16 protein-coding genes are annotated in these 16,926 nt (G+C 70.7%); 5 read left to right on the top strand and 11 right to left on the bottom strand.

Annotated elements, in window-relative coordinates; all coding sequences use genetic code 11:
* Positions 1-82 precede the first annotated feature (82 nt).
* Positions 83-946, top strand: a complete 864-nt coding sequence (locus NRB56_RS37315; RefSeq protein ID WP_153349099.1) for a helix-turn-helix domain-containing protein — start codon at positions 83-85, stop codon at positions 944-946.
* Between the two features lie 18 nt (positions 947-964).
* Here the strand turns inward: NRB56_RS37315 and NRB56_RS37310 are convergent, their stop codons facing one another.
* The 4 genes from NRB56_RS37310 to NRB56_RS37295 all read right to left on the bottom strand — a co-directional run bounded on the left by NRB56_RS37310 (position 965) and on the right by NRB56_RS37295 (position 6,655).
* Positions 965-1,783 carry an SDR family NAD(P)-dependent oxidoreductase gene (locus NRB56_RS37310; RefSeq protein ID WP_319944088.1) on the bottom strand — a complete coding sequence of 273 codons (819 nt, stop codon included), beginning with the start codon at positions 1,781-1,783 and terminating at the stop codon, positions 965-967.
* Entirely contained in the window at positions 1,780-3,417 is a 1,638-nt protein-coding gene (locus tag NRB56_RS37305) for an AMP-binding protein (RefSeq protein WP_153349098.1), read from the bottom strand. The genes NRB56_RS37310 and NRB56_RS37305 overlap by 4 nt, the downstream gene beginning before the upstream one ends.
* 173 nt (positions 3,418-3,590) lie before the next feature.
* Entirely contained in the window at positions 3,591-5,180 is a 1,590-nt protein-coding gene (locus tag NRB56_RS37300; protein ID WP_227838667.1) for a succinic semialdehyde dehydrogenase, read from the bottom strand.
* A 29-nt stretch (positions 5,181-5,209) separates the two neighbouring features.
* Positions 5,210-6,655, bottom strand: a complete 1,446-nt coding sequence (locus NRB56_RS37295; RefSeq protein ID WP_319944087.1) for a cytochrome P450 — start codon at positions 6,653-6,655, stop codon at positions 5,210-5,212.
* A 151-nt stretch (positions 6,656-6,806) separates the two neighbouring features.
* Here NRB56_RS37295 and NRB56_RS37290 point away from each other — a divergent pair, with 151 nt between their 5' ends.
* The 3 genes from NRB56_RS37290 (at position 6,807) to NRB56_RS37280 (ending at position 8,686) form a co-directional block, all read left to right on the top strand.
* A complete protein-coding gene (locus tag NRB56_RS37290) occupies positions 6,807-7,436 on the top strand; it encodes a TetR/AcrR family transcriptional regulator (protein ID WP_153349096.1) in 630 nt (209 codons plus the stop codon).
* Between the two features lie 41 nt (positions 7,437-7,477).
* Entirely contained in the window at positions 7,478-7,669 is a 192-nt protein-coding gene (locus tag NRB56_RS37285; RefSeq protein WP_153349095.1) for a ferredoxin, read from the top strand.
* Between the two features lie 84 nt (positions 7,670-7,753).
* A complete protein-coding gene (locus tag NRB56_RS37280; protein ID WP_153349094.1) occupies positions 7,754-8,686 on the top strand; it encodes an oxygenase MpaB family protein in 933 nt (310 codons plus the stop codon).
* A 51-nt stretch (positions 8,687-8,737) separates the two neighbouring features.
* On the opposite strand, the gene NRB56_RS37275 is transcribed toward NRB56_RS37280, so the two are convergent.
* From NRB56_RS37275 to NRB56_RS37250, 6 genes are all read right to left on the bottom strand, one after another.
* Positions 8,738-9,535 (bottom strand): ABC transporter permease, encoded by a 798-nt coding sequence (locus tag NRB56_RS37275; protein ID WP_153349093.1) that lies wholly within the window; start codon positions 9,533-9,535, stop codon positions 8,738-8,740.
* 2 nt (positions 9,536-9,537) lie between these two features.
* On the bottom strand, positions 9,538-10,443 hold the full coding sequence (locus tag NRB56_RS37270; RefSeq protein ID WP_153349092.1) for a 2-aminoethylphosphonate ABC transporter permease subunit: 906 nt from the start codon (positions 10,441-10,443) through the stop codon (positions 9,538-9,540).
* A 475-nt stretch (positions 10,444-10,918) separates the two neighbouring features.
* A complete protein-coding gene (locus tag NRB56_RS37265) occupies positions 10,919-12,094 on the bottom strand; it encodes an ABC transporter ATP-binding protein (RefSeq protein WP_153349091.1) in 1,176 nt (391 codons plus the stop codon).
* A 23-nt stretch (positions 12,095-12,117) separates the two neighbouring features.
* Positions 12,118-13,173 (bottom strand): 2-aminoethylphosphonate ABC transporter substrate-binding protein, encoded by a 1,056-nt coding sequence (locus tag NRB56_RS37260; RefSeq protein WP_406603579.1) that lies wholly within the window; start codon positions 13,171-13,173, stop codon positions 12,118-12,120.
* 69 nt (positions 13,174-13,242) lie between these two features.
* Positions 13,243-13,917, bottom strand: a complete 675-nt coding sequence (locus tag NRB56_RS37255) for a phosphonatase-like hydrolase (protein WP_153349090.1) — start codon at positions 13,915-13,917, stop codon at positions 13,243-13,245.
* A gap of 11 nt (positions 13,918-13,928) precedes the next feature.
* Positions 13,929-15,044 carry a TIGR03364 family FAD-dependent oxidoreductase gene (locus tag NRB56_RS37250; protein ID WP_153349089.1) on the bottom strand — a complete coding sequence of 372 codons (1,116 nt, stop codon included), beginning with the start codon at positions 15,042-15,044 and terminating at the stop codon, positions 13,929-13,931.
* 98 nt (positions 15,045-15,142) lie between these two features.
* Between NRB56_RS37250 and NRB56_RS37245 the strand changes: the two genes are divergently transcribed.
* The gene (locus tag NRB56_RS37245; RefSeq protein ID WP_153349088.1) at positions 15,143-15,868 is read left to right on the top strand and encodes a GntR family transcriptional regulator; all 726 of its coding nucleotides are present in this window, start codon (positions 15,143-15,145) and stop codon (positions 15,866-15,868) included.
* On the opposite strand, the gene NRB56_RS37240 is transcribed toward NRB56_RS37245, so the two are convergent.
* A partial coding sequence (locus NRB56_RS37240) for a BTAD domain-containing putative transcriptional regulator (RefSeq protein ID WP_153349087.1) occupies positions 15,869-16,926 on the bottom strand: 1,058 nt, incomplete at its 5' end.

Genomic DNA, 16,926 nt, shown 5'->3' with positions numbered 1-16,926 from the left:
AAGAACACAAGGGCTAGAACGCAAAAATGCGTTCTAGGAAATGCATCGGGTAGCTGGGGTACGGCTGGAGGTCAGTGTATCGATGGCAGGGAAACGCACCGTGCTCACCGTGCAGTTGCGGCGGTTGGCCGGGCTGCTGACGGAGCTGCGGGAGCAGGCCGGGGTCAGCAAAGAGGAGGTCAGCGCCCGTAGCGGCATCAACGTGACGACGTTGTACCGCATCGAGACCGCGCAGGCTCGCCCGCAACGGCGCACGTTGATGGCGATGCTGGACCTGTACGAGGTCGACGACGAGCGTCGCGCGGATGCCCTGCAATTGCTGCAGGAGGCGCAGAAGCCGGGCATGTCGCGGCCGTTCGAAGCCGCCGTCTCGGATGTCTACGCGGCGTTCATCAACTTCGAGAATGCGGCCTTGTCCGCGCGCCTGTTCGAAATGTCCTATATCCCCGGTCTTTTGCAGACCGAGAGGTACGCGTGGGCGGTATTGGACACCACCATGCCGAAAGCGGAGAGTTCCGTGATCGAGCAGCGGCTGCGGGCCCGGTTCGAGCGGGCCAAGGTATTGACCCGGCAGGACCGGCCGCTGGAATTGTGGGTCGTGCTGGACGAGGCCGCGATTCGCCGCGTGGTCGGCGGCCCCGACGTGATGCGGGAACAACTGCTGCGGCTGATCGACGAATCCGAGAAGCGGAACGTGATCCTGCAGGTGCTGCCGTTCGAGGCGGGCGCGCATCCGGCGATGATCGGCTCGTTCGTGGTGCTCGACTTCCAGGACCCGGTGGATCCGGAACTGGTGTACATCGAGGGCGCCGCGGGCGACGACATCATCGAGGGCCGCGACGGCGTGCGCCGCTTCGGTGTCATGTTCGATCAGCTGCGCGCGATGGCGTTGAGCCCCCGCGACTCGGTCGCCCTCGTCACCGAGGCCGCGGAACGGCTGAAGTGATCCGCGGCCGCGCTGCGGTCACTCGCCCGCGATGCGCGCGTCGTAGGCGGCACGGGTGCCGTCGCTGTGCAGGAAGGCCTCCTCGAAACCGGCGATGCGGCGCAGGAATCGGCTCACCGGCCGCGGCAGCATCGCCCACATCGCGGCGCTGGGTGCGAGGCTGCCCGGAATCACCGCCTGGCGGCGGCCGTTCGCGAGCACCGACACGACCGCGTCCGCGATCTGCTCGGGTGCCACCGGTTTGCTGAGCCGATTGATGCTGATCCCGCTGATGAGTTCGGTGGCGGTGAACGAGGGCAGCACCGCCGACACCCGGATGTCCTGATCGGCCAGCTCGGCGTCCAGCGCCTCGGTGAAACCGACCACCGCGAACTTCGTGGCGTTGTACAGCGCCATGCCCGGCGCCGGGATGCGCCCGGCGATGGAAGCGATGTTCACGATGCGGCCGCCGCGGCCGGCCATCGCGCGCGCGGCGGCCCGGCTGCCGTTGATGACGCCGTGGACGTTGATGTCCACGGTGCGGCGGATCAGCGCGTCGGACTGCTCCAGCACCGGTCCGATCGGCATGATGCCGGCGTTGTTGATCCAGAGATCGACCGGGCCCAGCTCGCGCCGCACCAGTTCGAGGAAGTTCGCGACCGAGGCGGGGTCGGTGACATCCATGGTGTCGCCGAGGATACCGAGATCGCCGGCGGTGGTCTTCACCGTCACGGTGTCGATGTCGCCGATCGCGACCTGCGCGCCCTGGGCCAGCAGGGCGGCGGCGATCGCGCGGCCGATGCCACGGGCGCCGCCGGTGACGACGGCCACCTTCCCGGCGATGACGAAACGGGTCACGGATGGCTCCTCTCGAGTTCTTCCAGCGTGCGGCGCAACACTTTTCCGGAGGCGCCGCGGGGTAGTTCGGTCACCACGATGATGTCGCGCGGCATCCGGGAGCGCGGCAGTTCCGCGCTCAGTCGGGCACGGACCTCGGCGATGTCGAGATCGTCTGTGCCCGTGTCGTTGCCGGCCGCGACCAGATAGGCGCGCAACCGCTGCCCGAAGTCGGCGTCGGCGACCGGCACCACGACCGCGTCGGCGACGCCGGGGTGTCGTTGCAGGACGAGCTCGACCTCCTCCGGGAAGACGTTCTCGCCACCGGAGACGATCATGCCGTCCGAGCGGCCCGTCACGTAGAGACGGCCGCGCTCGTCCAGATGACCGCGGTCCCCGGTGTCCAGGAAGCCGTCGACCATCGCCCGGCTGCTGCCGTCGGTGTACTCGGTGACCTGACCGGAGGTGCGAACCAGGATGCGGCCGTTGGTGTTCGGCGGCACCGGCCGGCCGTCGTCGGTCACGATGCGGACCGCGATGCCGAGCGCGGGCCGTCCCGCGCAATCGGGCGCGCGCAGCAGATCCGCGGGGGTGGCGATGCTGATGTAGGAGGCCTCGGTGGAGCCGTACAGGTTGTGCAGCACCGGCCCGAACGCCTCGAAGATCTGCCGGACCACCTCCGGATCCAGCCGCGCCCCGCCACTGCCCACGATCCGCAACGCGCCGAGATCCGCTGCGGCGAGCCGATCCCCGAGCGCGAGCACCCGGCGCAGCATCGTCGGCACCGCGACGAAGGCGGTGCACCGCCGCGCCGACAGTTCGTCGAGGGCGCGCCCGGCGTCGAACCGCCGCTGCAACACCACCTCCGCGCCGAGCAGCAACGCGATCGTGGTGACGATCAGCCCCCAGCCGTGGAAGACCGGCGCAGACAACAGGATCCGATCGTTGCGGCGCAACGGGATGCGTGACAGCAGCCCCGCGGGGAGCAACAGCGGGTTGGGAGATTCGCGCGGGGCGCCCTTCGGGGTGCCGCTGGAACCACTGGTGAGGATCACCACGATGCCGGGCCGTCGCGGGCTCGGCAGCGGCCCGGCCGGGAAGGCGGCCGCCGCCCGCGCCAGCGCGTTGTCCGGTTCGGGCCCGGAATGCCAGGCACACCAGGTGATTCCGTCGAACCCCGCGAGAGCGGACTCGAAGTCGTCGTCGTACACGATGGCGTCGAGCCGCTCCCGCGCCGCCACCTCGTCGATCTGGCGGCGGCCGAAATCGGAGTTCAGCAGCACCACTCGCGCGCCTACCGCACCCGCCGCGCACAACGCGACCACCGCATCGGCGTGATTGCGGCACAGGATGCCGATCCCGGGCTGCCTGCCGTCACCGGCCGGCACGGTGGTGAACAGTCGTGCGAAACGCTCGGTGCGGCTACCGAATTCGCGATAGGTGAGCGTCCCGCGATCGTCCCGGAACGCGATCCGGTCGCCGAAGGCCGCGGCGCATCCGGCGGGCAGCCCGCCCAGCGGTCCGAGCCGGCGCACCGATTTCGCGCTGATCAGTGCCGCTTTCGGTGGCAGCGACAGCATGCCCGCGCGCAGCAGCACACCGAACGCGGCCGCATCGGTGCGCCGCCGCGCGAGTGCGGTGGAAACGGTGGTCATCTATTGTCCTTCCCGGCAACGCGATGAGTGCGGGACCGAGACCAGCAGCGCTGCTTCATGTTTCCCGTGCGACGGGAACGCGGGTTCCGGCGCCGGACGGTCGCGACCGGAGTAGCTCCGCTCGCCGGGCGGGCACTCGGCCCGCGAGCGGCCGATGGCCGGGCTCGGGGTGTTCACGGTTTCGGCCGGAGGGTGGACACCAGGCGCTGGACTCGGGCGTAGCCGCCGAAGAAGGTGTCGCGCAGGGTGTCCGGGGTCGGGGTGGGGAAGCGCTGGGCGGCGACGGTTTGCGGTTCGGTGTAGCGGATGATGCCCTCGCGACCGTGGCGGCGGCCGAGGCCGCTGGTGCGCATGCCGCCCATGGGAGCGTCGACCGAGGCGATCGCCGACAGGTATCCGTCGTTCACGTTCACCGCACCGGCGACGATGCGGCAGGCGATATCGGTGCCGCGCTTCACATCTCGGGTCCAGACGCTGGCGCTCAGGCCGTATTCGCCGGTGTTGGCGGCGGTGATCGCGGCCTCCTCGGAGGCGACCGGGTACACCGATACGACCGGGCCGAAGGTCTCCTCGGCGCAGACCTTCATCTCGCCGGTGACGTCGGTGAGGACCGTGGGCTCGTGGAAGTACGGGCCGAGATCGGGGCGCGGTTTGCCGCCCGCGGCGATGGTGGCCCCGTGGTCGACGGCGTCGTGGATGTGCGCGACGGTGGTATCGAGTTGCGCCGCGGTGGTCAGGGAACCCATGTCGATGTCCCAGCCGTATCCGCTGCCGAGCCGCATCCGGCGGGTGCGCTCGGCGAGTTCGGTGACGAATCGGTCGAAGACACTCTCGTGCACGTAGATTCGCTCGATGCCGATGCACATCTGGCCCGCGCTGGCGAAGCACGCCTGCACCGCGCCGCGGGCGGCGGCCGCGAGATCGGCGTCGGCGCAGACGATCATCGCGTTCTTGCCGCCGAGTTCCAGCGAGGCGCCGATCAGCCGGTCGGCACAGCGGCGGGCGATGTCGCGGCCGGTGGCGGTCGAGCCGGTGAAGCACAGGTAGTCGACCGCCTCGATCAGCGCCGGGCCGATCGCACTGCCGGGCCCGGCGACGATCCGCCAGATATCCGGCGGCACACCGGCTCCGGCGGCCAGCTCGCGGGCGGCGAGCAGGGTCCAGGGGGCCTGCGAGTCGGCCTTGCTGATCACCGCGTTGCCGGCCAGCAGCGCCGGGATCACATCGCCGACGGCCAGGAACAGCGGATAGTTCCAGGGCGCGATGACGCCGACCACGCCCTTGGGGCGGTAGCCGACCCGGGTGGTGACCACGCCGGGCAGCACACTGCGCGCGGCCTTCTCGGCGAGATGGTGGTGGGCGCGGTAGCCGTAGTAGCGGGCCACCGACACGACGCCCTGCGCCTCGACGGCGGCGTGCACGCGTGCCTTGCCGGTCTCCCATTGCATGAGATCGCAGAGCAGGTCCTGCTGTTCGAGCAATCGCGCGGCGAAGCGGAGCACGATGCGCTCCCGCTCGCGCACCGGGCGCGCCGCCCACTCCGGTTGCGCGGCACGGGCCGCGGCGACGGTGTCCGCCAGACCGGTCGTGGTGGTGCGGGGCAGCGGGGGCAGGGTCTCGCCGGTGAACGGCGCGGTGGCGCTGCGGAGTTCGTCCGACTGCGGGAGGTGTTCCCGCAGCCGGCGCAACAGATCGGGGGTGATCGAGCCCGGCGGCGTGGCGGCGTTCGCCGACTCGACCGGGGCGGAGGTACTGGTCATCATGTCTCCCACTGTTTTCCGGCCGGGCCGGGTCAGCCGACCGGCAGGTCGGCCGGGGCGGGCAGGCGTTCCAGGCGCACCGGCAGGCCGTCGGCGGGGGCCGGTCCGGTGGCGATCTCCAGCGGCACCTCGTACCCGTCGGGCACGGTCCACCGGTAGCGCAGCAGCATCTGGTGCAGTACGGATTTCACCGTCATACCGCCGAAGTAGAGGCCGATGCACTTGTGCGCGCCGCCGCCGAAGGGCGCCCAGGCGAAGCGATGCCGCGACGCGGCGTCGGCCTCGAACCGGGTCGGATCCCAGCGGTCGGGGTCCGGCCAGGGCCCGGAACGGCGCATCATCGGATACGAGGAGGCCGCCACCAGCGTGCCCGCGGGTATGTAGTGCCCGTTGATCTCGGTGTCGCGCAACGCCTCCCGCATCTGCTGGCTGACCGGGGAGTACATCCGCAGGGTTTCCTTGAACGCCAGATCCAGACTCGGCAGCCGGTCCAGATCCGGGTAGCTGAGATGCTCGACGCCCAGCGCCTGCGATTCGGCGCGCAACCGGTCCTGCCACTGCGGATCCCGGGCCAGGTGATAGGCCAGCATGGACAGCGCGATGGTGCTGGTGTCGTGCGCGGCCATCAGCACGAAGATCATGTGGTCGACGATGTCGGCGTCGGTGAAGGTGTGTCCCTCGGCGCTGGCGCTGTGGCACAGCACGCTGAACAGGTCCGCGCCGTCACCGGAGCGCTTGCGGGGCAACTGTTCCCGGAAGAACTCCCGCAGGACCCGGCGGCCGCGCAGGCCGCGGGCCCACACCCCGCCGGGCAGCGGCGCCCGGACCAGGGCCTGGCCGCCGCGGACCGCGTCGATGAAGGCGCGCTCGAGCCGGTCGGCCTGTCCCGGAGCGAGGTCGGCGCCGACGAACACCTCGGTGGCGGTCTCCAGCAGCATCTTCTTGGTGGCGTCGAAGAGGGTGAAGTCCTCGCCCGGCTGCCACGTCGAGAGTCGTTGCGTCACCGCGGGATTGATGAGGTCGAGATAGCCGATCAGCCGGGGCCGGGTGAAGGCCTGCTGCATGATCCGGCGATGGTGCAGGTGTTCCTCGAAGTCGCGCAACAGGATTCCGCCGTCGAAGAAGGCGCCGATCAGGAAGTCCCAGCCGCCCTTGGCGGAGAACACCTTCTCGCGGTCGAGCAGTACCTGTTCCATGCCGGCCGGATCGCCGACCACCGCGACCTCGCGGCCCAGGGCCCGGCACCAGAACAACGGGCCGTAGCGGCGTTCGCGGCCGCGGAAGAACCCCAGCGGATCGTCGAGCAGTTGCAGACTGGCCCCCACATAGGGGACCCCGCCGTCGCCCGGTACCGGGAGCAGTCCGCTACCGGCCGGCGGATCGGCCAGCGAGCGCGGCGCCGAGGGATAGCGGCTGGTCAGCGCGGCGGCGCCGTGGCGGGCGAGCCGGGCGGCGTTCTTCCAGGTCGAGGCGTTCACGGCCGGGCCTCCTGATTCGTGGTCGGCCGGCGTGGCCGCCCGAATACCCCAGGGGCGCAGCCGACGCCGATGCGCGTTCGTCACCGTCCCATCTGACAGTGAGCTCTGTCGAAAAAGTAGATCTGACAGGATTGTCTGTCAAGATGGGGGCATGGCACGAGCGACACGGAACTACGGTGGCCTGAGCGCCGACCAGCGCAGAGCCGACCGGCGTGCGCGGATTCTGGACGCCGGACTGGACGTCATCGGCCGCGACGGCATGTCGGCACTGACCATGACGGCCGTCTGCGGGGCGGCCGGGCTCACCGAGCGGTACTTCTACGAGAGCTTCGCCAACCTCGACGAGGTGCGGCGCGCCGTCGTCGACGAACTGCTCGTGGAGGTCACGGGCGTGATCATGACCGCGCTGACCGTCGAGCCGCCGGAGCTGCGGGGTCGCTGCAAGGCGGCGGCGACCGCGATGTTCGACGTGCTCGCCGCCGATCCGCGCAAGGCGCGCACCTTCCGCGAGGCCGGTTCGCGTGAGGATCTGCAGCAGTTGCGCGACACGGTGTTGCGCGGATTCGCCGAGGTGCTGGCCGATCAGATGGTGGAACTGGCCGGGCTGGCCGATCCCGCGCTGCGGCCGTACCTGATCGCCGCCACGAGCATGCTGGTCGGCGGCCTGGCCGAGAACGTCTCCGCCTACCTCGGCGGCAGTCTGGCGGTAACGCCGGAGGTGCTGCTGGACACCGCCGCCCAGCTGTGCGTCGACGCCGCGGCCGGGCTCGCGCGGCGCTGACCGGACGTCGCGGCAGTCCACTTCACGGACAAGGAGCAAATATGCGGCTGATCGCCGATCGCGAGGTGTGCGAGGGCCATGCGATGTGCCTGTCGCTGATCCCGGACCTGGTCACCCTGGACGACGACGGGCGGGCGACGGTGGCGCGCGAGGTGCCCGCGACCGCGGAGGAGGACGTGCGTCTGGCGGTGGACAGCTGTCCCGTACAGGCACTGCGCTGGACGGACGTCTGAGGCGCGCTCGACTTGCGCCCCGGAACGAGGCGCTGTAACACTGATAGAAAGTTGGTTACATTCTTCCATCGAGGGGTGCAGGGCATGGCGGTATTCGACGCGACCCAGTTCGACGCCGGAATTCGGGAGGCCGTGCCGATGCCGGTCGACGGCGAATCGCCGTCCGGTGATTCGCCGCTGGGACCGCGGACGCTGGTGTGGAAGTTCTACGGCGACGTGCGCGGCACGCTCGGATTCCAGCGGGTCGCCGGCACCGAGAACTGCATCGAACAGCTCGGCAAGGCGGTCGAGGACCACTCCGTGGTGTTCACCGACACCCTCGGCCGCGCCCGGCGCAGCGCCAAGGCGATCATGCAGACGGTGTACTCCGACAAGCCCTACGAGTGGGGCCATCGAGTGCGCGACTTCCATCGCGACATCAAGGGCACCATCGACAGCGACGGGTCGCGCTACCACGCCCTGAATCCGGAGCTGTTCTACTGGGGCCACGCCACTTTCGTGGACCAGGTCATCTACACCACCGACACGTTCATCCGCCGGCTGTCCTACGCCGAGAAGGTGCAGATCTTCGAGGAGGGCAAGGCCTGGTACCGGCTCTACGGCGTCAGCAACCGCGGCGAACCGCAGACCTACGAGGAGTTCCTCGCCTACTGGGACGCGATGCTGGACCGGTTCGTGCCGACCCGCTCGGTCCGCTACGGCACCGGCTACCTGCGCCAGGGCCTGCCCCGGCCGCGGCGGATCCCGCAGCCGGTCTGGACCGTGGCGTCCGCGCCGCTGAACGCCTTCCTCCGGCACGTGGTCGTCGGCACGTTGCCGCCGCAGATGCGCGCCGTGTGCGACCTGGACTGGGACGACAAGCGGGAGAAGCGTTTCCAGCGCTTCGCCGCCGGAATGCGCTTCCTGAATCCGGTCTTCAACCGGCTGCCGATCGGCACGCTGTACGTGAAGTGGGCGGCCGAGGCCTGGCAGCGCGCCGGGGTGGATCCGCGGCGAGAGTTCAACCGCGCGAAGTGAACCGGGTGGTTGCCGCGCGGTGATTGCTTTCGTGGGGTGGCGGCCGGTCGCTCAGCGCAGGGCCGCGCGGCCGCGGATGCGGCCCAGTACCAGCAGCGCCACCAGGGTGACCGCGACCAGGACCGTGGTGTCGGCGGCGGCGTCGAACACGTCGCCGCGATCGGTGGCGCTGAAAATGGTGACCGGCAACGTCTTCCAGGTCGCCGGGTACACCATCACGGTGGCGCCGAGTTCGCCCATCGACAGCGCGATCGCCAGCCCCGCCGCCGCGCCCAGCGCGGGCAGCAACAGCGGCAACGTGATCCGGGTCAGCACCCGGACCGGGCCCGCGCCCAGCGATTCGGCGGCCTGCCGGTACGCCGGATCCAGCCGGTCCAGCGCGGCCGACACCCCGCTGTACGAATAGGCCAGCACCAGGACGGTGTGCGCCACGATCACGATCCATTTGGTGCCGCCCAACAGGATCGGCTGCCGATTGAACACGATCAGCACACCGAGGCCGATCGCCACCGACGGCACCGCCACCGGCAGGTGGAACACCGCGTCGGTGCAGCGCCGGAACCACTTCGGCGTCTCGCGCGCGCCGATCGCGGCCCAGGTGCCGAGGACCAGCGCCACCGCTCCGGCGAGCAACGCGGTCTGGAGGCTCACCGACAGGCTCGCGGCCTCCTCGCCCGACAGCGCGTGGCGAAAGTTGGCCAGTCCCAGCCGGGAAGGCAACGGCCCGGTCCATCGGCCCGCGAGGGCGGCGGCCACCACGGTGGCGACCGGCGCCGCGAACACCACGAGCACGAAGAGCGCGAACACCGCCAGGACCACCGCCCGGCCGCGCCCCGTCCACACCAGCATGATCAGACCTCCTGTGCCCGGCGGGTTCCGGTGAACCACGCGAACAGGACTCGATATCCGACATAGAGGGTCAGCGACAGGACCACCTGCACCGACGCCAGCACCGCCGCGCCGGGCAGGTCGAAGGTGACGATGCCCCGGGTGTAGATCAGCGCCGGCAGCGTGATCACCCCCTTGGCGCCGGTGAACAGCACGATGCCGAATTCGTTGAGCGTCAACAGCAATACCAGGCTGCCGCCCGCCGCCAGCGCGGGCCACGCCTCCGGCAGCACCACCTGCCGCAGCACCCGCCACGGTGACGCGCCCAGGCTCGCGGCCACATCCAGTTGCTCACGCGGCAACTGCGCGAACGCCGCCAGCAGCGGACGCACCACGAACGGCGTGAAGTAGGTGATCTCGGCCAGCACCACCCCGGTCGGCGTCGTGAGGAAATGCACTGCGGGGGAGTGGCTTCCGCCGACCTTCGCCAGCAGCGCGTTCACCGCGCCGGCGGTGCCGTAGAGGAAGGTGAACGCCAGCGTGATCAGGAAGGACGGCAGCGTCAGCACGGTGTCGATCAGCCGCCCGATCAGCGCCGACCCGGGAAACGGGACGAACGCGAGGACCACCGCCAGGAACGTGCCCAGCACCAGGCACCCGGCCGTCGAGCACGCCGCGATGGACACGGTGTGCCACAACGCGTCCCGGAACGACCGCGAACCGAGCACCTGCGACCAGACCGCCGTACCCCGCCCGTCCGGCGTCACCGTCGATTCGGTCAGCACCCGCACGATCGGATACACGGCGATCACCAGTACCACGAGCAGCGGTGGCAGCGCCCACGCCACGGTCCGCCAACCACGCCGTGGCGCAACGTTGTTCGTGTCGTCCTCGCCGGAATCGGGTTCCAGCACCGTGGATACACTCATCGCCACCCCCCGAGGCCACCGGCCGCGGCTCGCCCCGCCGGTCGCCGCGACCGGACGCCGAACGCGGAGCTACTCGGCATCCGGGCGCCGCCGACGCGAACGACGGTCGGTCGCCCACCGGTCCACAGCGCTCGATCACTCCTATCGCCGCATCGATACGAACAGCCTTCGGCGGCCGGGTCTGCGGCCGGCACCCGGCCTCCCTCATAGGCCGGGTGCGCGGCCGCGGATTGGGTGGCATCGGACGACGCCACCTGGCCCGGGCTCGGCGAGTACCGGCCGCGAGGGGACCGCGGCCGGGTCGTGAGCGGACCGTGCGAGACGAAACCGCGCTGGCTGCAACCGGTTTCGTCGACGTAATGGGGGTCTCGACGAGTGAGCGCGGCACAAAGGCGTGGGGTCGGTTCGTCGGCGGTGCCGGTGCCGTGTGCGCCCGAGCCAGTGCGACGGGTCGCCGGAAAGATCGCACCGGGCCTCACGACTCGCTCCCCACAGCGGCGGGGATGAGGACACCCGCCGGATCGGGGAGGCGGACGCCGACGACGGTGCCCGGGGTCGTGTCTACCTGTCCGGGCAGGTCGGCGGTGAGGTCGACGGGAAGGCCGTCGACGTCGAGCAGCAGCCGGGTGGTCGCGCCGCGCCAGACACCGGAGATCACCGTGGCGCGCAACGCTTCCTGTTCACCGAGCGGGCAGAGGCGGACGGTGTGCGGACGGACGCAGAGCAGGCCGTCGTCGTCGGGTTTCCAATCCAGTTGGCCGACACCGGGTTTCGGCGCCTCGGCGCGCAGGGTGAGCTCACCGACGGTCACGAAGGCGGCCGTGCCGGAGACGTGTTTCACCAGGCCCGGCAGCAGATTCGCGCCTCCGAGGAAGGCGGCGGTGAACGAGCTGGGCGGGCGGCGCCACAGGTTCTCGGCGGTGTCGATGTCGACCAGGCGGGCGTCGCGCATCACGGCGATCCGGTCGGCCAGCGCCAGCGCCTCGGCCTGATCGTGGGTGACGTACAGCATCGCGGTGTCCGGCAACGCCTTCCGCAACTGCTGTAGCTCGGTGAGCATATTCTGCCGCAGTTGGGCGTCCAGGGCCGCCAGCGGTTCGTCGAGCAGCAGCACCCGGGGGCGGATGGCGAGGGCGCGGGCGATCGCGACCCGCTGCTGTTGCCCGCCGGACAGTTCCCGCGGCAGCCGGCGGGCGTAGCCGGTCATCCCGACCATGTCCAGGGCCTCGGTGACGCGAGCGTCGATCTCCTTGCGCGGCACCCGATGTGAGCGCAGCCCGAAGGCCACGTTGTCGTGCACCCGCATGTGCGGGAACAGCGCGTACGACTGCACCACCACCCCGATGCCGCGCTCGGCGGGGGAGCGGTCGGTGACGTCGCGGCCGGCCAGCCGCACGCGGCCGGCGGTGGGACGGACGAATCCGGCGAGCGCCCGCAGTGCGGTCGACTTGCCGGATCCGCTGGGGCCCAGGAGCGCAACCGTTTCCCCGGCCGCGACGCGCAGGGAGAACTCGGTCAGCGCGACCGTGGCCTTGCGGCCCCGGCCGTAGCTGACGCCGACCCGGTCGAACACGATCGCGGGTGTGTCGTCGGAGGCGGCTGCCGCGGTCGCGGAGCCGGTCGCGGTGGAGACTGCCCTCGGCGTGGACATGGTTGCGCTCCTGTATCTTTCGATCAGCTACCGGTGGCCTTCTGATATGCGGCGACGTCGCCGTCGAGATCGGTGAGAACCTTCGTCCAGTCCGGGTTGATCACCGTGACGTCCTTCAGGTAGGCCGCCGGCGAGAGCGTGCCCGCCGGGGCCGGGGCGTCCTTCAGATCCTTGCGGACCGCCACGGCGACCGCGTCCGGGCCGAGGGTCTGCTGCGCGTCGGCCGACAGCAGGTACTCCATCAGCTTCTTCGCCGCGTCCTTGTGCGGCGCGCCCTTGGCCATGCCCATCACGTACGGCAGGGCCACGGTCGAGCGCTTGCCGTCGGCGGTGGCCGGGAAGAACACGTTGAACTTCGCGCTCTTGTCCTTGATCTGCTGGACGTTCATCTGCACATCGCCGTTGGCGACCAGCAGTTCACCGTTGTCGACCTTCGGCTGCAACTTGCCGGTCGACGAGGACGGGCCGACGTTGTTGGCCTGCAACTTGGCCAGGTAGTCCAGCGCGCCCTGCTTGCCGTACAGCTGCTGCAACAGCACCAGCACCGCGGTGCCGTCGCCGGCCTGGCCCGGGGTGGAGTACTGCAGCTTGCCCTTGTACTCGGGCTTCAGCAGGTCGTCCCAGGACAGCTTGTCGGAGTTGGCGACTCGCGGGTTGGCGATGAAGCAGAGATAGTTCCCCGCGAGGTTCACGTACTTGTCGCCGGGGTCCTTGTCGGAGTCGGCGACGACGCCGGTGTCCACGCCGCTGTCCTGCAGCAGACCGGATTTGGCGGCCTTCTGGATGAACGGCGGCAGGGTGACGACGACGTCGGCCTGCGGGTTGGACTGCTCCTTGTCCACCCGGTTGACCACCTCGCCGGAGCCGGCCTCCACCTCGTTCACCGAAATGCCGGTCCGGTCCTTGAATTTCGCGAACTGTGCCTTGTACCAGTCACCCAGGCCGTCGGCCGAGTAGACGGTGACGGTCTTGTCGCCGCCGGAGCTCGAGCCGGTGCCGCCGCAGGCCGCGGCGGACACCGCGACCGCCGTCGCCGAGGCCAGGATCAGGGCGGTGCGTACCAGGCGTTGGGTCGAAATGCGCACGATGACTACAACTTTCGTGTGGTGCGGAATGTGAGTGGTAGGGACGGGGGGCATTCCGGAGGTTCAGGCGAGCACCAGCTCGGCGAATTCGACGACCGAGGGCACCACATGCGTCGCGCCGGCCGCCAGCAACTGCTGCTCGGTGTGCGCGCCGGTACGGGCGCCCGCGACGATGCGGGCGCCGGCGGCGAGGCCGGTGCCGATGTCGCTGGCCGTGTCGCCCAGGACGGCAACGCGATCCATCGCATCGATCCGCAACCGGAGTACCGCGGTCAGCACCAGGTCGGGGTACGGGCGGCCGCGGCCGGCATCGGCCGGGGACAGCGCCAGGTCGGCCAGGTCCCGCCAGCCGACCGCGTCCAGGAGCCGGTCCCGGGTGCGCGGGCTGAATCCGGTGGTGAACGCCACCCTGACCCCGGCCGCGCGCAGGCGTGTGATCGCCTCCGCCGCACCGGGAATCGGGCGGGCGGTGGCGGCGAACTCCTCGTAGGCGGTCTCGAAGGCGTGGTTGGCCCGCTGCGCCCGGTCCTCGTCGCCGAGCAGGTCGCGGAACACCGTGATCTTCGACTGGCCCATCGTGTCGGTCACGTAGCGGTCGGCGGCCTCGCGTTCGGGCCCGGTCGCGGGGATGCCCGCCGCGGTGGCGGCGGCCGCGAAGGCGCGCAGCACCAGCCCGTCGTCGGCGATCGTGGTACCGGCCATATCCAGTACCGCGAGCTCGATCTGTTTCTCGGACAACGGTTCTCCCTTCACAATCCGAGCAGGTCGGCGGTTTCCTCGCCGAGTGCGGGGCCGAGGGTCATGCCGCGGCCACCCGGGCCGGTGATCACCCAGGTGTGGTCGTCGGCGCGGGCGCGGGTGACCAGGGCGCCGGGATCGGTGCTCTGGCTGTAGACCCCGGCCCAGCGCCGCACCACCGGCGGAAGTTTGCGGCCGAGCAGTTCCTCGGCGACGGCGGTGAGATGTTCGTACGGCGCCTCGTCCACGTCGAAGGCGAACGGTTCGTCGTATTCGTGGGTGTCGCCCAGGGTGAGGCCGCCGTGCAGCCGCTGCACGCACAGCAACTGCATCCGGTGCCGGGCCGCGGTGAACGGTTGCGCCTCTTCGCGATTCAGGTGGTCCAGCGCCGGACCGGCGAAGGCGGGGTAGTAGCGGAAGCTGTCGCCGTCGGCGACGGCGGTGGGCAGCGCCTCGCCCAGCGGCGCGGTCTGCATCATCTGCAACCGCACCCGGCGCACCGGGAGCTCGCCGACCAGTTCGCGAGTGAGTCCGCCGTGCGCGGCGCCGGGGCACAGCAGCACCAGATCGGCGACGAAGCGGCGGCCGTGGTCGTCGGTGACGGTGCCGCCGCCGGCCGCGCGCGCCTCGGCGCCCGAATGGAAGGTGTAGCGGCCGGTGCCGGTCAGATAGGCGCGCAGCGCGGGCAGCGCCTGCCGCGACTCCACCGCGGCGTCGGCCGAACAGTGCAGTCCGGCAAGGTATTTGCCGCGCAGTGCGGGATTCAGCGCGCGGACGCGATCGGCGTCGAGCAGTTCGAAGCCGCGGTCCTCGGCATCCGCCGCGGCGGCGGCCGCTTCGGCCACCGCGAGTTCGGCATCGGTGCGCACCACCGTGATCGAGCCGCTCGCCCGGAAGCCGACGCCGGGCACCTGCCCGCCGATCTCCTCCCACAGCTGCCGTGAGCGCAGCGTGAGCTCGAGCTCGCCGCTACTGCGGCCGGACACCCAGACCAGGCCGAAGTTGCGGACCGTGGCGCCACGGGCCTCCACCTCGCGCTCCAACTGGACGACCTCGTGCCCGCGGCGGATCGCGGCCAGGGCGTGCGCGGTCCCGAGAATGCCACCTCCGATGACTACCAAACGCATGCCTCGAATCATGGGCAATGGTCTAGACCGTTGAGTGTGGCCCGAGGAAACGGCGGGTAAATAATTGGTATAGACCAATAATTGGTAGGCTGTCTCGCATGGACGCGATGCAGGTGGCCGACACCGGGCACCGGGTGCCCAAGACGTACCGGGTGCGCACGGAGATCGAGGCCATCCTCGGCGAACTGGCCGAGGGCGATCCCGTTCCCTCCGAACGAGATCTCGCCGCCCGCTTCGAGGTGGCCCGCGAGACGGTCCGGCAGGCGCTGCGAGAACTGTTGGTGGCGGGCCGGATTCGCCGCCAGGGCCGGGGCACGGTGGTGTCCCGCCCGAAGATGCTGCAACCACTGTCGCTGAGCTCCTACACCGAGGGCGCGCTGAGCCACGGCCGGATTCCCGGCCGGCTGCTGGTGTCCTGGGACGATGTCCCCGCCGACGCCGACACCGCCGCCGCCCTCGGTCTCGCCCCCGGCAGCCCCGTCATGCACCTGGAACGGATCCTGCTCGCCGACGGTGAGCGGATCGGCCTGGAGAGCACCTTCCTGCGCCTGGACCGATTCGGTGGCCTGCGTGCCGATTACGACCCCACCACCTCCCTGTACGCGGCGATCCAGGCCGCCGGCGTGACCTTCGCCGCGGCCACCGAACGTCTCGAGACCGTCCTCGCCACCCCCCGCGAGGCCGCGCTGCTGGAATGCACCACCGCCCTGCCGATGCTGTTGCTGCACCGGCACACCACCGACAGCACCGGCGCCCCGCTCGAGCGGGTCCGATCCCTCTATCGCGGCGACCGCATCGCCTTCGAGGCCGTCCTGCGCGAGTGATCAGCGGCCGGGCGGATCCACCTCGAAAACAAAAGTGGCGCCGCAGATCTCGATCTCGTCGCCGTGCCCGAGCAATTCCGTCGCACCACGCGGCAGATCGCCGCCGCGCACCCGGGTCAGGTTGAGCGAGCCACGATCCCGGATCACCGGCCCGACCCGCGAGAACAGGATCTCGGCGTGATACCGGCTGACATCCTCGCTGCCCAGCACCAGATCGTTGTCCGGCGCCCGCCCGATCCGCAGCCCCCGCCGCCCCACCGGGAACACCGCCCCGTCCGGCAGCCGCCGCACCCGCCCCCGCCGCGCCTGCGCGGACCCCGTCCCGATGGTGGTACGCAACCCGGGCACCGCCCCCGGGCTCACGGTCCCCGCCCGCACCCGCCGCTCCAACTCGACCAGCGCGGCCCCCGGCTCGACCCCCAACTCCACCGCGAACGCCTCCCGCATCCGCCGGCAGCTGTCCAGCGCCGCCGCGGTCCGCCCGCTCGCCGCCTGCGCCAGAATCAGCCGCGCCCAATGCCGTTCGGCATACGGATCATCCTGTAACAGCTCGAGCAGATCGGGCACCACCTCGCCCCACCGCCCCACCGCCAGCCGCGCGTCCACCAGCGCCGAACGAGTCTCGCCGCGCGAGTCACCCAGCACCCGCGCCCGCTCGTCGAACCACCCGATACCCCGCACACTGGCGAACGCCTCACCTCGCCACTGCGCCAGCGCGGCAGCGAACGCCTCCGCCGCCCGCTCGTGCGCCCCAGCAGCCGCCGCCTCCACCCCGGCCCGCCGAAAAGCCTCGAAACGCCCGATGTCACAAGCATTCTCGCCGACAGCGAGCACATACCCCGGCGGCACCGTCCGCAACACCTCACCCCGCCCCGCCCCCGCCTCACCCAGCGCCCGCCGCAACTTCGACACCAGCACATGCAGATTCGCGTTCCCCGCCTCCGGCGGCGCCCCGTCCCACACGGCATCGGCGAGCACGTCCGCCGCCACCACCGCCCGCCGATCCATCAACAACCGGGCGACCACCGCCTGCCGCCGCGGCCCACCCACCCCCACCC

Origin of the sequence: Nocardia aurantia (assembly GCF_009604425.1) — a bacterium.
GTDB lineage: Bacteria > Actinomycetota > Actinomycetes > Mycobacteriales > Mycobacteriaceae > Nocardia > Nocardia aurantia.
Note: the sequence above shows the minus strand (reverse complement) of the source record. Positions and strands in the feature narration are given on the sequence as shown.

Coding starts and splice junctions, on each gene's coding strand:
- NRB56_RS37315 (WP_153349099.1), top strand. CDS start 83: ATGGCAGGGAAACGCACCGTGCTCACCGTGCAGTTGCGGCGGTTGGCC.
- NRB56_RS37305 (WP_153349098.1), bottom strand. CDS start 3,417: ATGACCACCGTTTCCACCGCACTCGCGCGGCGGCGCACCGATGCGGCC.
- NRB56_RS37300 (WP_227838667.1), bottom strand. CDS start 5,180: ATGATGACCAGTACCTCCGCCCCGGTCGAGTCGGCGAACGCCGCCACG.
- NRB56_RS37290 (WP_153349096.1), top strand. CDS start 6,807: ATGGCACGAGCGACACGGAACTACGGTGGCCTGAGCGCCGACCAGCGC.
- NRB56_RS37285 (WP_153349095.1), top strand. CDS start 7,478: ATGCGGCTGATCGCCGATCGCGAGGTGTGCGAGGGCCATGCGATGTGC.
- NRB56_RS37280 (WP_153349094.1), top strand. CDS start 7,754: ATGGCGGTATTCGACGCGACCCAGTTCGACGCCGGAATTCGGGAGGCC.
- NRB56_RS37275 (WP_153349093.1), bottom strand. CDS start 9,535: ATGCTGGTGTGGACGGGGCGCGGCCGGGCGGTGGTCCTGGCGGTGTTC.
- NRB56_RS37270 (WP_153349092.1), bottom strand. CDS start 10,443: ATGAGTGTATCCACGGTGCTGGAACCCGATTCCGGCGAGGACGACACG.
- NRB56_RS37265 (WP_153349091.1), bottom strand. CDS start 12,094: ATGTCCACGCCGAGGGCAGTCTCCACCGCGACCGGCTCCGCGACCGCG.
- NRB56_RS37250 (WP_153349089.1), bottom strand. CDS start 15,044: ATGCGTTTGGTAGTCATCGGAGGTGGCATTCTCGGGACCGCGCACGCC.
- NRB56_RS37245 (WP_153349088.1), top strand. CDS start 15,143: ATGGACGCGATGCAGGTGGCCGACACCGGGCACCGGGTGCCCAAGACG.